Origin of the sequence: Synechococcus sp. UW106 (genome assembly GCF_900474015.1) — a bacterium.
Taxonomy (GTDB): Bacteria; Cyanobacteriota; Cyanobacteriia; order PCC-6307; family Cyanobiaceae; genus Parasynechococcus.
This window is the reverse complement of the sequence record NZ_UCNV01000009.1, coordinates 513,545-526,852: the sequence shown is the minus strand read 5'-3', so window position 1 is coordinate 526,852 and position 13,308 is coordinate 513,545. Positions and strand designations below refer to the sequence as shown.

The following is a 13,308-nucleotide window of genomic DNA, read 5'->3' as shown; positions in this document are numbered from 1 at the left end:
ACGAGAAGAACGGAAGCCCAACCCCTGCCCATGGCAAGGGTTTTTTATTGAAGCTGAAGCTTGGAGTCAGCCACCAAGGCCCAGGAAGAAGCGGCCGATGAACAACAGGCTGAAGCCACTAAAAAACAACAGGCCAAACCAGCAGAAGGCTTGGGTGAGCCGCCCATAACGATGTTCCAACGGAACCAAAGGGCTGTTGATCGTGTCCATCGCCATCCAGGCGAACAAAGGAGCGGTGAGGAAGCTGCCGGTCATTGCCCCGAAGACGAAATCCTTCACGCCGATCCCGCCGCTCTTGGCCACCACCAGCGCCAACACAGCGGCCAGGAAATGCACGATCACCCAGATATCGAAGCGACGTTGCATGGGCCCCGGTGCCGAGTCACCACTGTCGTGATGGCGCAGCAAGCCCTGAATCGCCGCAATGCTGCGGGGGTAGGCATCAAGACAGGTGAGGGTGGTGCTGAACATGGCGAAAAAGGCCGCCGGAATGATCACCCAAGCCGCCCAACCGCCCATGGCGGCCGTATAGAGCTTGATCAGCTTCTGAGCGAAGGACACACCACTGCCAGCGAGCATTCCATCACCGCTGCCGTACATCGTGAAGGCGCCAAGGATCACGAAGAACATCGCCGTCACCACCGTGACGCCATAGCCGAGGTTGAAATCAAATTCCGCTTCCTTCGGCGTTGCGGTGTGGTCGGTATCCCGGGCACGGGAGAACATCCACAAGGATGGCCACACGCACATCTCCACCGGACCGGGCATCCAGCCCATCAGGGGAATCAAAAAGGCCAGATTGGCGAGGGTCCAGGGACTGGGATCCGTGCTGACCCAACTCGATGCCACATCACCGACGGGGCCACGAATCAACAGTGATGCGGCCGCGATCCCTGTGAGCAAGGTGAGCAGCACCACCAGCAGCTTGGAGAGACGGTCCAAAGCGCGGTAGTGCCCCAACAGCAGCACCAGGCCACTCACCACCAACACGGCGATCGACAGTCCATAGGGGTCCAATCCCGCCAGCAGGGGGATGTTGGTGAGCAGCAGCCCCGCAACAAAACTCACTGCAGCGATGGTGAAGGTGCCTGTCACCAGGCTCACCGCCAAATACAGCGGCAGGTAGAGCGGATTGCGTTGCTGGAAGCCCTCCAGCAACGACAGTCCGGTGGCCGCCGTGAAGCGGGTGCCCACCCGCAGGAACGGGTATTTGATCAGATTGGTGAGCAGGATTAGTCCCACCAGCGCAAAGCCGAAACGGGCCCCCGCCGTGGTGGAAGACATCAAGTGGGATCCACCAATGCAGGCACCGGCCAACAGGATCCCGGGACCAATGCTGCGTCGCAGCGTCGATGACGCCATCACAAGGTTGCGGTTGCTACCAGTCTCCGCCGCCTTCCCCCGCTGAATCTCCGTAAAGTCGACATCCGTCATGGTCGGTTTCATGGTCGTCGCTCCTGCTGCTCCGAAGCTGTCGCTGCAGTGCGAGGCCATTGCAGACGACACCAGCACGATTCGTTCCCTGGACTGGGATCGCAGCCGCTTCGACATCGAATTCGGCCTGCGCAACGGCACCACCTACAACTCCTTCCTGGTGCGCGGCGAACGCACCGCCCTGATCGACACCAGCCACGCCAAGTTCCGCGATACCTGGATTCCCCTGCTCAAGGAGCAGATCGATCCAATCGCGATTGATGTGTTGATCGTGAGCCACACGGAGCCGGACCATTCCGGACTGATTGGGGATCTCATCGACCTCAACCCAAACATTGAAATCGTCGGATCGAAGGTGGCGCTGCAGTTCCTGCAGGACCAGGTGCACCGGCCCTTCAAATCCCGTGCCGTGAAATCCGGGGAAGAACTGGATCTCGGCACGAACCCAGCCAGCGGCATTCAGCACCGCTTCGAATTCCTGAGCGCTCCGAACCTGCACTGGCCAGACACGATCTTTTCCTTCGATCACGGCACAGGCATCCTCTACACCTGCGACGCCTTCGGCTTGCATTACTGCTCCGACGATGTCTTCGACGCCGACCCTGGCGCCATCGCTCCCGATTTCCGCTTCTACTACGACTGCTTGATGGGCCCCAATGCCCGAAGCGTTCTGCAGGCCCTGAAGCGCATGGATGGCCTGCCGGAGATCAACACGATCGCCGTGGGCCATGGCCCCCTGCTACGCCATCACCTCAGCCACTGGGTCAGTGACTACCGCGACTGGAGTGGTCAACGAAGCAAGGGAGAAAGTTATGCAGCCGTCTGCTATCTGAGCCAGTACGGCTTCTCCGATCGGATCAGCCAGGCCATTGCCCACGGCGTCGGCAAGGCGGATGCCCAGGTGCAACTGGTGGACTTGCGGGCCACCGATCCGCAGGAACTCACCGCACTCATTGGCGATGCCAAGGCTGTTGTGGTGCCGACCTGGCCATCGGAACCGGAACCTGATCTCCAGGCCTCGATCGGCACCCTCCTGGCGGCCCTTCATCCCAAGCAACTGGTGGGGGTCTACGACGCCTTCGGCGGCAACGATGAACCGATCGACGCCGTCGCCGATCAACTGCGCAGCCAGGGGCAGAAACCAGCATTCAGCCCATTAAGGATCAAACAACTGCCCCAGGGCAGCGACTATCAACGTTGTGAAGAGTCGGGCACCGACCTTGGTCAGCTGCTCACCAAGGAGAAGACAATCGCGGCGATGAAAAGCCTCGATGGCGACCTCGACAAGGCTCTTGGTCGCATCAGTGGTGGCCTCTATGTGGTCACCGCAAGCCAGGGGGACGGCGAATCGCAGCGCCGCAGCGCCATGGTGGCCAGCTGGGTGAGCCAAGCCAGCTTCACACCACCGGGGCTCACGATTGCTGTCGCCAAAGACCGTGCGATCGAAGCACTCATGCAGGTTGGCGACAGGTTCGTGCTGAATGTTCTCCGGCAGGACAACCACCAGGAGCTGATGCGTCATTTCCTCAAACGCTTCCCCCCCGGTGCCGATCGTTTCGCCGGGGTGAATGTGCTGGAAGGAACAGCCGATGGAGGCCCGGTGCTGGCCGATTCACTGGCTTTTCTTGGCTGCCGGGTGGAGCAGCGGATGGAAGGCCCCGATCACTGGATCATCTATGCCGTCGTGGAGCAAGGCAACGTGGCCGATGCCGAAGCCAGCACCGCGGTGCATCACCGCAAGGTGGGCAACCATTACTGAGCTTGCAGCTGATCCAGAGCGTCAAGAAGATTCGTGAGCAAGGCATGCACGTGTTGGCTTCTCCGCCATTCACGGCGATGGAGCCAATGATCTGAGCAGTCGCGCCACCAGCCCTCATCAGCCGGCTTACAGAGAGCAACACCTCGGTGATGAGGGGCCAGAAAGATGGCTGCAACCAAGAGGTTGGTGCCGAAACCCAGCACATTCAAAGGTCCACTCCCTTCACACAACCATCCGCTCGACAGCCGCACCTCGAGAGGGGCATCTGATGAGAACAGCTCCAACGATCTCCCTTGATGCAGCGGATTCAAGAGCTGCTGAACCAAGGAATAGTGAGCTTCATTTTTGGGATGGGCTTGCACCCACAACGGTGCATCTGCGCGCAAATGTCGAAAGGCGGAACGGATGGCGCGAATGAAGTACGCACTGTTCGCGATTCCTGGCTTCCGGCGCCAACCAAACGATTTGCCAAAGAGCCGCCAGCGAACATGCCATTTGGGCACTCTCAGGTAAGGCAGGCAGAGCATCACGCCCGGTTGATGCTTTCCGCTGATCGCTTCATCGTCAAGCAATGCGGAACGGAAATTCGCGCAAATGTCGAGCATGGCCTGGAGCCGCAACGGCTCAACAGGACGGTCAAAAGGCAGCAGCGGATCCTGACGAACCGAAGGAATGACTTCAGAACAATTCACGACCTCCAGCACCTTGCTGCGTTTGCGCTGTGCTTGATCTGTATACAAGCGCGTCTCGACCCCAATCGATTCCCCCAGCTCCACCACTTCTGAAGCCTGGTAGGCAAGCAGCATCCACTGCCCTTCACGATCATCCAACCGTGGCAGCAGCAGCAGGCTGCACTCCAGGGGCTCAGACCGAATCAGCAGGCTTTCCCCAGCACTGAGCTGGAGCACTCGAGTCTGATCAGGGGGGATCTGGATGAACTGGCACTGATGCCCATCCTGGGAAGCGAGATCCCGCAACAGCGGCTGGAAGGCTTTGGTCGAATGGCTGTACTCGTCGCGATAAGGCGAGACAACGTGCAGCCGGGTTCCTCGTATTCCTCGCGAGCGCAGATAGGCCAGAGCCGAGAGGGTGGTGATCAGCTGGCAGGAGAGAACAACAACGCTCTGCGGCACAGGTCTGCTGCTCTCACTAACAACACGCCTACATTCAACTTGCTTCGAAAATGAGCGTGACCAGCACCGCAACCACGCGTCGCACGATCCAACTGCCGATCGACGATGGAGTCGTTGGTCTCCGCGGTCTGAGCCCCCAACGAAACCGCTTTGAACTGGAGTACGCCCTGGAGCGGGGCAGTACCGCCAACAGTGTGTTGTTTGAGGCCGGTGATGGTGCCCCTGCCGTGTTGGTTCACCCTCCAGGTGTGGCCTACAGCGGGGCCTTTCTTCCGGTGCTTGCCGACGCCCTACCCAGCAACGATGCGCCGCTGCTGGTGGTCTTGGGTCACGTCAATCCCAATCGCGTTGCCTTGCTGCGGGATTTAGCGGAGGCCTATGCCGGGCTGGAACTGATCGTCTCCAACCCGGGCGCCAAGTTGATCAAGGAACTGTGGAGCCAACGCAAACCGGCCCCGCCCGGAGAATCAAGCGAACAACCACCCTTGCCCGGCCTGCCGCCCCTGCGGATCATCCGCCAGGAGCAAACGCTTCCCCTCAGCCATCAGCGCAGCCTGATGCTGCTGCCGGCCCCAACCCCCCGTTGGCCTGGCGGGTTGCTGGCGTTTGAGGAAAGCCTCGGCTTGCTGATGAGCGACAAATTCTTCAGTGCCCACCTCTGCACGGACAGCTGGGCCGAAAGCAACCGCAGCAGCACAGAAGAAGAGCGCCGTCACTTCTATGACTGCCTGATGGCTCCCATGGCCAGTCAGGTGGATGCCCTGGTGGAACGGCTCGAAGAGCTCGATATCCGCACCATCGCTCCGGGCCATGGCCCCGCGATCGAAGCCAGTTGGCGCAGCCTGCTCAGTGACTACCGCCGCTGGGGAGAAGGCCAGCAGAACGCCAGCCTGACGGTGGCCCTGCTGTTCGCCAGCGCCTACGGAAACACCGCGGCCATTGCCGACGCCCTAGCCCGCGGAGTCAGCCGCACCGGCATCCGGGTGAGCAGCTTGAACTGCGAATTCACCCCGGCCGATGAACTGGTGAACACCATCCAGCAAGCCGACGCCGTTTTGATCGGCTCACCAACCCTGGGGGGCCATGCCCCAACACCGATCGTCTCGGCCCTGGGCACCCTGTTAGCGGAAGGAGATCGCAACAAGCCCGTGGGGGTGTTCGGCAGCTTCGGCTGGAGCGGCGAGGCGGTGGATCTGCTGGAAACCAAGCTGCGGGATGGCGGCTTCAGCTTTGGCTTCGAGCCGATCCGGGTGAAGTTCAGTCCAGATGCCGCACGGGTGAAGGAGCTGGAAGAGACCGGCACCCGTTTCGCCCGTCAACTGCTGCAGAGCCAGAAGCGAGCGCAGCGGCGCAGTGCAGGAGGGTTGAGTGAAAGCCGCAGCGATCCAGCGGTACTAGCCCTGGGCCGCGTGATCGGCTCCCTCTGCGTGCTCACCACACGTAAAGCTGATCTAAGCGGCGCGATGGTGGCCAGCTGGGTGAGTCAGGCGAGCTTCAGTCCTCCCGGCATCACGGTGGCAGTCGCCAAAGACCGCGCCGTGGAAGCCTTACTGCACAAGGGCGATCGCTTCGCCTTGAACGTTTTGGCAGAAGGTCGCGAAACAGCAGCGATGAAGCAATTCCTGCAGCCGTTCGAGCCCGGTGCTGATCGCTTTGCAGGCCTTGAGCTCAACACAAGCCCCGCCGAGCAGCCGTTGCTACCGGATGCCCTGGCCTGGCTAGACGGGAAAGTAAGCCAGCGGATGGAATGCGGCGACCACTGGCTGATCTACGCCGAAGTGGATCACGGTGGGGTGCTGGATGCGAAGGGCAGCACTGCGGTGCACCAACGCCGGAGCGGCGCCAACTACTGAGCCGGCAACCCGTAACATCTCCTAACTCATAATGAGTATGAGTTAGGAGTAGTCTGTTGGAACGATCGCTTCTCCTCGATGGACCTCTCCAAGCCATCCACCCACACCAATCTCGAAGCCGCATTCGGCGGCGAGAGCATGGCTAACCGCAAGTACCTGTTCTTTGCGGATGTGGCCAAACAACTGGGTCACAAAGACCTGGCCAAGTTGTTTCGTGAAACCGCGGCCCAAGAAACAGAGCATGCCTTTGCGCACTTCCGCCTACTGCATCCCGAATTAGTGGTGGGCAACCCCGACCAGCTCAGCGACAACGAGAAGCAAGCGATGCTGACCCGCTGCCTGGAACTGGCGATTGAAGGCGAAACCTACGAGTACACAACGATGTATCCGGAGTTCGCCGCCCAGGCCCGTCAGGACCGGGACAGCGGCGCCGAGGCGGAATTTGCCGAGCAAAGCAGCGAATCCAAGGAGCATGCCGGCACCTTCCGGACAGCCGCTAAGAACTTCGGCCTGCTAACCCCGATCGAACAACATCACGCCGAAACCTATGGCGTCGCCCTGGAAGCACTGCAAGGCAAAGGAACGGCAGGCCAAGCCGATCAACCCCTTCCAGGCAAATGGATCTGCAAGGTGTGCTCGATGATTTACGACCCCACCGAGGGAGATCCGGATTCCGGCATCGCCGCAGGCACACCCTTTGAAGCGATTCCGGACGACTGGGAGTGTCCGATCTGCGGCGCCCGCAAAGCCAGCTTCGTCCCCTACCGGGAAGCCGAGTTAAAGGCCGCCTGACGCTCTCCCCAACCGTGCAGGCCTCCAGCACGGGCAACAACGCAACTCCCAGGTCCGTCAGCGCATCGTCCGAGCGCGGCGGGCCTTGTTGTGAGAACAAGCGAGAACTTGCACGATTCAATCAAGTTCAGAATTCTCCATGCCCTCCGATCTCATCGTTCTGACAGCAAGCAATGGCGAGAACCTCAAGCTTGCTGAACGGTTCGTGAAGGCCGCAGCAGCTCAGAACGCCACCGCCGAACTGATCGACCTCACGCAGCTCGACGTGCCCCTGTTCACACCGAGAGTCAAGGAAGCGGGTGCTGGCCCTGATCTTGTGACCCTGCACGACAAGCTCCAGCAAACTCCGTGCTGGGTGATCTGCGCACCGGAATACAACGGCTCAATACCGCCATCCCTCACCAATGCCATTGCCTGGCTCTCGGTGACAGGAGATGACTTCCGATCCCTCTTCAACGGGCGACCGATTGCCATGGCCACCTTTTCCGGTGGGGGCGGCATGGAACTGCTCCTTTCCCTGCGCATCCAGCTGACGCACCTTGGAGCCCAGGTTGTCGGGCGACAGCTGCTTAGTAACTACGCCAAGCCACCCCAAGACGACACCATCGCCGACCTGGTGCAACGGCTGCTGCAGATGACTCCCCTGGAGCTCTGAAGCGAACACCTCACCCCGAATACCCCCTTTCCACGCGATCAACCTGACCGCTGTTGTCAACACTCCATCAATGCGGATGCGCCCGGCTTCCGAGCGCTGTCTCACCCAACTGGACTGGCTTGAGTCCTGGCACAGCTTTTCGTTCGGCGGCCATCAGGATCCGAACTGAATGGGCTTCGGCCCCTTGCGGGTGATCAACGACGACACCATCGCTGCTGGAAAGGGTTCCGGCATGCACCACCACCTGTGGGGGCACAACTGACAGGCCGTTGCAATCTCGCAAGCTGATCTCCGTTTGACCACTTGAAACGCAGCAATCCGGAAGAGATTCGGTGCAAGCGCGTAACACCAGATCTTGCGCCCTGAAATGACGGAGTCACTTTCAAACAATCCCTTGAGCGATGGGATTCATGAACGGTCATGAAACCGCGGTTCGTTACCGCGGGTTCCTTTTGATGCCTCAAACCAATCGAAGCTGGTTGGTGCGACCTGAACGCAGCCCCATGCGGCTCCTGCCGTTCAGAACACCGACCTGCTCATTGGCCGACGTCAAAGCCCTTGTGGACTGGCGTCTTTCGCAAGAGTCATCAGAAATCGGAGTGGCCTTAATTCAGGCCGCTGCCGGTGGAGGGGTGGGATCGCCCACCGGTTGAAGAGGAATGACGAGGGTGGCCCAGTGATCGGGCCGCTCCGGGCGGCTACGACGGGAGCGGCGGGTGCCGAACGGAACCCGAATCACATTCGTCCCTTCAATAGACAAAGTGTGACCACGATTGAAGGCCGACTCGAGACCGTCCGAAAGTTGAGGAAGGGCAGGTCCTTCAACGGTCCTGAGGCCAGATTTCTTGATGTTGTCCCGATCCATGGTGTCCCCCGACAGACGAATCAGTTGTCGAACAGTTTGACCGAACCCGCAAGGGCGATGAACGGAATCAAACCAATTTTTCCACTTTCAGTGAAAATTTACACGCTCTGATGCCCTCGCACCAGGGTCTCAAGCCGCCACAGCCACCTCTTCCACAGAGGGGCAGGTGCAGATCAAGTTGCGGTCACCGAAGGCGTTGTCAATCCGAGCCACAGCTGGCCAGACCTTGTTCTCGTGCTGGCCTTCCATGGGGAATGCGGCCTGCTGACGGCTGTAGGGACGATCCCAGTCATCCGCTGTCACTGCAGCCAGGGTGTGCGGGGCAAGCTTCAACGGGTTGTTCTGAGGGTCGCTGGCGCCGTTTTCAATGGCACGAATCTCCTCACGGATCGCCACCAGGGCATCGGCGAAGCGATCCAACTCCGCCAGGCTTTCGCTCTCCGTGGGTTCAACCATCACCGTTCCAGCCACCGGCCAACTGACGGTGGGTGCGTGGAAGCCGTAATCCATCAAACGCTTGGCGATGTCATCAACATCGATTCCCGCTTCCCTTTTCAACGGCCGCAGATCAAGGATGCATTCATGGGCCACTCGACCGGTGCTGCCCCGAAACAGCACGGGGTAATAGGGGTCAAGCCGATGGGCCAGATAGTTGGCTGACAACAGTGCCACGGCACTGGCCTGCCGCAGGGCATCCGCCCCCATCATCCGTAGATACATCCAACTGATCGGCAGGATGCTGGCGCTGCCGAGCGCTGCTGCGGAAACGGGTCCGATGGCGGCTGAGGTACCGGCTTGCAACGGATGACCCGGCAGGAAGGGCGCCAGATGCGCCGCCACACCAATCGGTCCCACACCTGGGCCACCGCCCCCGTGGGGGATGCAGAAGGTCTTGTGCAGGTTGAGATGGCACACATCGGCACCGAACGCACCAGGACGGCAAAGCCCAACCTGCGCATTGAGGTTGGCCCCATCGAGGTACACCTGCCCACCGTGCTGATGCACAACGGAGCAGATCTCACGGATGCCGGTTTCAAAGACGCCGTGGGTGGAGGGGTAGGTGACCATCAACGCCGCCAGCTGATCGGCATGCTCAGCAGCCTTCGCAGCAAGATCCTGCTGATCGATGTTGCCCTCGTCATCGCAGGCGACAGCCACAACCTTGAGTCCGGCCATGACGGCACTGGCGGGGTTGGTGCCATGGGCGCTGGTAGGAATCAGACAGATATCGCGATGGGCCTCCCCGCGGGAGCGGTGCCAGGCGCGAATCACTAGAAGCCCCGCATATTCCCCCTGAGAACCGGCGTTGGGCTGCAACGACACGGCTGCAAATCCAGTCAGAGCCGCCAACCATCGCTCCAGATCGTCGGCCATGCAGCGATAGCCCTCCGTCTGATCCACTGGAGAAAACGGATGCAATGCCGCAAAGGCAGGCCAACTCACCGGCTGCAGCTCAGCGGCGGCATTGAGCTTCATGGTGCAACTGCCCAAGGGGATCATCCCGTGCACCAGGGAAAGATCACGGCTCACCAACCGCTGGATGTAGCGCAACAGCTCCGTCTCGCTGCGGTACTGATGAAACACCGGCTGGGTGAGCCAGGGTTGGCTGCGCTGCGGCAGGGACAGGGACTCGGGCCGCGCAGCCTCAAGCTCTGGCAAGTCCTGACCGCAGGCCTCCGCCAGGAGCCCCAGGAGCACTTGCAGCTCCCGTTCATCCGACAACTCATCCAGGCTGATGCCGAATCCGGCGGCGTCCGCCGGAGCGGCGCCATCTGGCAGCACCCGCAGATTGAAGCCTGCTGCGGCAGCGGCGCGGTGGACGGCAGGCGCCGCCGCACAGTGCACGGTGACGGTGTCGAAACGGTCCGCCAAGGCCAGCGGATACCCGAGAGCCTTCAGGCCCTGCTCCAACTGGCTGCGCAGCCCAACGATGCGCTGGGCGATGGCCTGAAGGCCGTCGGGCCCGTGATGCACCGCATAGAAAGAGGCCATCACGGCGAGCAACACCTGAGCAGTGCAGATATTGCTGGTGGCTTTGTCACGGCGGATGTGCTGCTCACGGGTCTGCAGCGCCAGCCGTAGGGCCGAGCGGCCTTCTACATCCTTGGACTGCCCCACCAGACGACCCGGAATCTGACGCTTGTAGGCCTCAACCGTGGCGAAAAAGGCTGCATGGGGGCCACCGAATCCCATCGGCACCCCCAGGCGTTGGGCACTGCCCACGGCAATGTCGGCTCCCAGGGATCCAACAGGCGCCATCAGGGTCTGCGCCAACGGATCGATGGCCACAGTGGCCAAAGCGCCAGCCGCATGGGCCGCTTCGATCACGGCAGTTGGATCCCAGAGACAACCATCAGCCCCGGGCAATTGGAGCAGAACTCCGAACACGGACGCATCGATCGGCGCCGTTGCCGGGTCGATCCGCTCCAGGGTGATGCCAAGAGGTTCCGCGCGGGTCTGCAGCACGGCCCAGGTCTGCGGCAGCACATTGGCGTCCACCAAGAACCGGGTCGCCTCGGGGCGACGGCAAACCCCGAAGCTGAGGCTCATGGCCTCCGCTGCTGCGGTGGCTTCATCCAGCAGCGACGCGTTAGCGATCGGCAAACCCGTGAGCTCACTGATCAGGGTTTGAAAGTTGAGAAGGGCCTCAAGACGGCCTTGGGCGATTTCCGCCTGATACGGGGTGTATGCGGTGTACCAGGCCGGATTTTCAAAAACGTGGCGCTGAATCAGAGCCGGGGTTGCTGTGCCGTAGTAACCCAACCCAATCAAGGAGCGTCGAAGTGAATTGGACTCGCTCAGCTCCTTCAGCTGCCTAAGGGCTTCCGCCTCACCACAGCCCTCGGGCAAGGCTTCGTAAGGCGGCGCTGGGTCAAGGATGTCGTCGGGCACGACATCAGTGATGAAACCCTTCAGATCGCTGTAGCCGAGGGCATTCAGCATCCGGCTCTGTTCCGCCGCACTTGGGCCGATATGCCGCTGCGAAAAAGGAGAGATCAACGTCTAAAGCAGCAGCGCACGGAGCGATCGTAAGAGCCGCGTCCCGTAGTTGATGTCAGCCGGCGTTGACCTTCGCGCCGTAGGCCTCCGCAGTCATCAGGCTGTCGAGCTCGGAGGGATCCGTTGGACGCAGCACCAAAAGCCAGCCCTCGCCATGGGGATCGTTCTGGAGTTCCTCCGGACTGGCCAGCACCGCTTCATTGCGCTGCACCACCTCTCCGGCAATGGGTGCGTACATGTCTTCCACAGCCTTCACTGATTCCACCGATCCGAAGCTGGTGCCCTTCGCCAAGCTGGAGCCCACGTCCGGCAGGTCGACGAACACGATGTCGCCCAGCTGATCAACGGCGAAGGCGCTGATGCCCACCCGCACCAGATCACCATCGGAGTTGGCGTACTCGTGGCTGTCGGCGAAGCGAAAAGAGTCGGGGAACGCGAACGCCATCGACGCAGTTTCAGGTGATCCCAGTTTGCGTGAGATTGATCAGTCCTGCCGCATTCAGGTCACACAACGCACGGGACAACGCCAGGCGGATGTGAGCCCGATGGGTACCGCCCTGCACGTACAGGTTGAAGGGTTCCCGCAGCGGCGCATCCGCCGAAAATTCACTGGTAGAGCCGTCAATGAACGTCCCCCCTGCCATCACGAGATCGGAGGCATACCCCGGCATGGATGCAGGCACCGGATCGAGATAAGCGCCAATCGGTGATGTCGACTGGAAGGCTCGACACACGACTTTGAGGGCTTCCGGACTTCCCAGCCGAACCGCCTGAATCAAATCGCTACGCACCGCGCCTGGCATGGGATTAACAGGGAAACCAAGTCGCGCGAACACCCCCGCCACAAGATCCGCGCCGATCAATGCCTCCGACACCATCTGCGGTGCCAGGAACAGGCCCTGCAGCACCAGCCGCTGCAGGTCAAATCCCGTGCCGCCCTCACTACCGATCCCCGGCGCCGTGAGCCGGCAGCAGGCCTGCTCGACAAGATCAGCCCGTCCGGCGATGTAACCGCCAGTGGGGGCAATGGTGCCGCCGAGATTCTTGATCAAGGATCCAGCGATGAGATCCGCCCCAACAGCGGTTGGCTCCTGCTCCTGCACCAACTCGCCGTAACAGTTGTCGACAAAGACAACGCAGTCGGGCTGGCGCGCATGGATGTGTTCACACAGCCTTGCGATCTGATCAACCGTGACCGAGGGCCGCCAGCTGTAACCACAACTTCGCTGGATCAGCACCATCCGACAGGACTGCTCCAAGGCCTGACTCAACGCCACCTCATCCACTGCCCCGTCGGGCTGCAGGTCGATTTCGTCGTAAGAGATCCCGAAGTCTGCAAGGGAGCCTTGACCCTCACCGCGGAGACCGATGACCTCTTCCAAGGTGTCGTAGGGGCGCCCAGTGATGGACAACAGACGATCACCGGGCCTCAACACCCCAAACAACGCTGCCGCAATGGCATGGGTGCCGCTCACGAATTGCAGGCGCACTGCTGCGGCTTCGGCCCCCAGCACCCGGGCAAAGACCCGATCCACCACCTCACGCCCTTGGTCACCATGGCCGTAGCCGGTGAGCGAAGTGAAGTGCTGTGTACCCACACGCTCTGCCGACAGCGCATCCAGGACCCGTTGCAAACGCAGCTCCACGGACGCCGTCCTCGCTGCGGCAAGTTCAGCCTGATCCCTTGCCACCACTTCGATCAGATGATTTGCGATTGCACTAATCACCCGTTTCCTTGCTGAGTTCTTGCCTTCATAGGTCCTGACCGACGCGACTCTTCAGAACGTGCCAAGCCTCTGCACTTCGTGAACTCCTTT

At 61.0% G+C, this 13,308-nt stretch carries 11 protein-coding genes and 1 pseudogene; 6 read left to right on the top strand and 6 right to left on the bottom strand.

All coding sequences use genetic code 11. The features are described from left to right. Positions 1–66: 66 nt before the first annotated feature. Positions 67–1,362 (bottom strand): NRAMP family divalent metal transporter, encoded by a 1,296-nt coding sequence (locus tag DXY30_RS10305; RefSeq protein WP_115094993.1) that lies wholly within the window; start codon positions 1,360–1,362, stop codon positions 67–69. Between the two features lie 82 nt (positions 1,363–1,444). Between DXY30_RS10305 and DXY30_RS10300 the strand changes: the two genes are divergently transcribed. Further along, positions 1,445–3,193, top strand: coding sequence for a diflavin flavoprotein (locus DXY30_RS10300; RefSeq protein ID WP_115094992.1), 1,749 nt, complete (start codon positions 1,445–1,447; stop codon positions 3,191–3,193). Here the strand turns inward: DXY30_RS10300 and DXY30_RS10295 are convergent. Beyond that, complete coding sequence (locus tag DXY30_RS10295; protein WP_115094828.1) at positions 3,187–4,326, bottom strand: hypothetical protein; 1,140 nt, start codon at positions 4,324–4,326, stop codon at positions 3,187–3,189. The genes DXY30_RS10300 and DXY30_RS10295 overlap by 7 nt on opposite strands. Before the next feature lie 50 nt (positions 4,327–4,376). On the opposite strand from DXY30_RS10295, the gene DXY30_RS10290 reads away from it, so the two are divergent. From DXY30_RS10290 to DXY30_RS14470, 5 genes and pseudogenes are all read left to right on the top strand, one after another. Next, positions 4,377–6,179 (top strand): diflavin flavoprotein, encoded by a 1,803-nt coding sequence (locus tag DXY30_RS10290; protein ID WP_115094827.1) that lies wholly within the window; start codon positions 4,377–4,379, stop codon positions 6,177–6,179. A gap of 78 nt (positions 6,180–6,257) precedes the next feature. After that, positions 6,258–6,971: a rubrerythrin family protein gene (locus DXY30_RS14630; RefSeq protein ID WP_115094826.1), complete on the top strand. Its 714-nt coding sequence runs from the start codon at positions 6,258–6,260 to the stop codon at positions 6,969–6,971. Between the two features lie 139 nt (positions 6,972–7,110). After that, a complete protein-coding gene (locus DXY30_RS10280) occupies positions 7,111–7,626 on the top strand; it encodes an NADPH-dependent FMN reductase (protein ID WP_115094825.1) in 516 nt (171 codons plus the stop codon). A 70-nt stretch (positions 7,627–7,696) separates the two neighbouring features. Then, positions 7,697–7,870, top strand: a pseudogene (locus DXY30_RS10275) (pirin family protein); the annotation flags it as partial. A gap of 157 nt (positions 7,871–8,027) precedes the next feature. Next, on the top strand, positions 8,028–8,279 hold the full coding sequence (locus DXY30_RS14470) for a hypothetical protein (protein WP_115094824.1): 252 nt from the start codon (positions 8,028–8,030) through the stop codon (positions 8,277–8,279). On the opposite strand, the gene DXY30_RS10265 is transcribed toward DXY30_RS14470, so the two are convergent. The 4 genes from DXY30_RS10265 to DXY30_RS10250 form a co-directional block, all read right to left on the bottom strand. Continuing rightward, a complete protein-coding gene (locus DXY30_RS10265; RefSeq protein ID WP_115094823.1) occupies positions 8,237–8,491 on the bottom strand; it encodes a hypothetical protein in 255 nt (84 codons plus the stop codon). The two genes, DXY30_RS14470 and DXY30_RS10265, sit on opposite strands and share 43 nt — an antisense overlap. Before the next feature lie 129 nt (positions 8,492–8,620). Further along, a complete protein-coding gene (gene gcvP, locus DXY30_RS10260; protein ID WP_371638803.1) occupies positions 8,621–11,434 on the bottom strand; it encodes an aminomethyl-transferring glycine dehydrogenase in 2,814 nt (937 codons plus the stop codon). Between the two features lie 112 nt (positions 11,435–11,546). After that, a complete protein-coding gene (gene gcvH, locus DXY30_RS10255; protein ID WP_115094821.1) occupies positions 11,547–11,936 on the bottom strand; it encodes a glycine cleavage system protein GcvH in 390 nt (129 codons plus the stop codon). Between the two features lie 10 nt (positions 11,937–11,946). Further along, positions 11,947–13,218 carry a methionine gamma-lyase family protein gene (locus DXY30_RS10250; RefSeq protein WP_115094820.1) on the bottom strand — a complete coding sequence of 424 codons (1,272 nt, stop codon included), beginning with the start codon at positions 13,216–13,218 and terminating at the stop codon, positions 11,947–11,949. Positions 13,219–13,308: the final 90 nt, after the last annotated feature.

What these genes read in the sequence shown, in the direction of transcription:
- DXY30_RS10305 (WP_115094993.1), bottom strand. Translation starts at nt 1,362, where the DNA reads ATGGCGTCATCGACGCTGCGACGCAGCATTGGTCCCGGGATCCTGTTG.
- DXY30_RS10300 (WP_115094992.1), top strand. Translation starts at nt 1,445, where the DNA reads ATGGTCGTCGCTCCTGCTGCTCCGAAGCTGTCGCTGCAGTGCGAGGCC.
- DXY30_RS10290 (WP_115094827.1), top strand. Translation starts at nt 4,377, where the DNA reads ATGAGCGTGACCAGCACCGCAACCACGCGTCGCACGATCCAACTGCCG.
- DXY30_RS14630 (WP_115094826.1), top strand. Translation starts at nt 6,258, where the DNA reads ATGGACCTCTCCAAGCCATCCACCCACACCAATCTCGAAGCCGCATTC.
- DXY30_RS10280 (WP_115094825.1), top strand. Translation starts at nt 7,111, where the DNA reads ATGCCCTCCGATCTCATCGTTCTGACAGCAAGCAATGGCGAGAACCTC.
- DXY30_RS14470 (WP_115094824.1), top strand. Translation starts at nt 8,028, where the DNA reads ATGGGATTCATGAACGGTCATGAAACCGCGGTTCGTTACCGCGGGTTC.
- DXY30_RS10265 (WP_115094823.1), bottom strand. Translation starts at nt 8,491, where the DNA reads ATGGATCGGGACAACATCAAGAAATCTGGCCTCAGGACCGTTGAAGGA.
- gcvP (WP_371638803.1), bottom strand. Translation starts at nt 11,434, where the DNA reads ATGCTGAATGCCCTCGGCTACAGCGATCTGAAGGGTTTCATCACTGAT.
- gcvH (WP_115094821.1), bottom strand. Translation starts at nt 11,936, where the DNA reads ATGGCGTTCGCGTTCCCCGACTCTTTTCGCTTCGCCGACAGCCACGAG.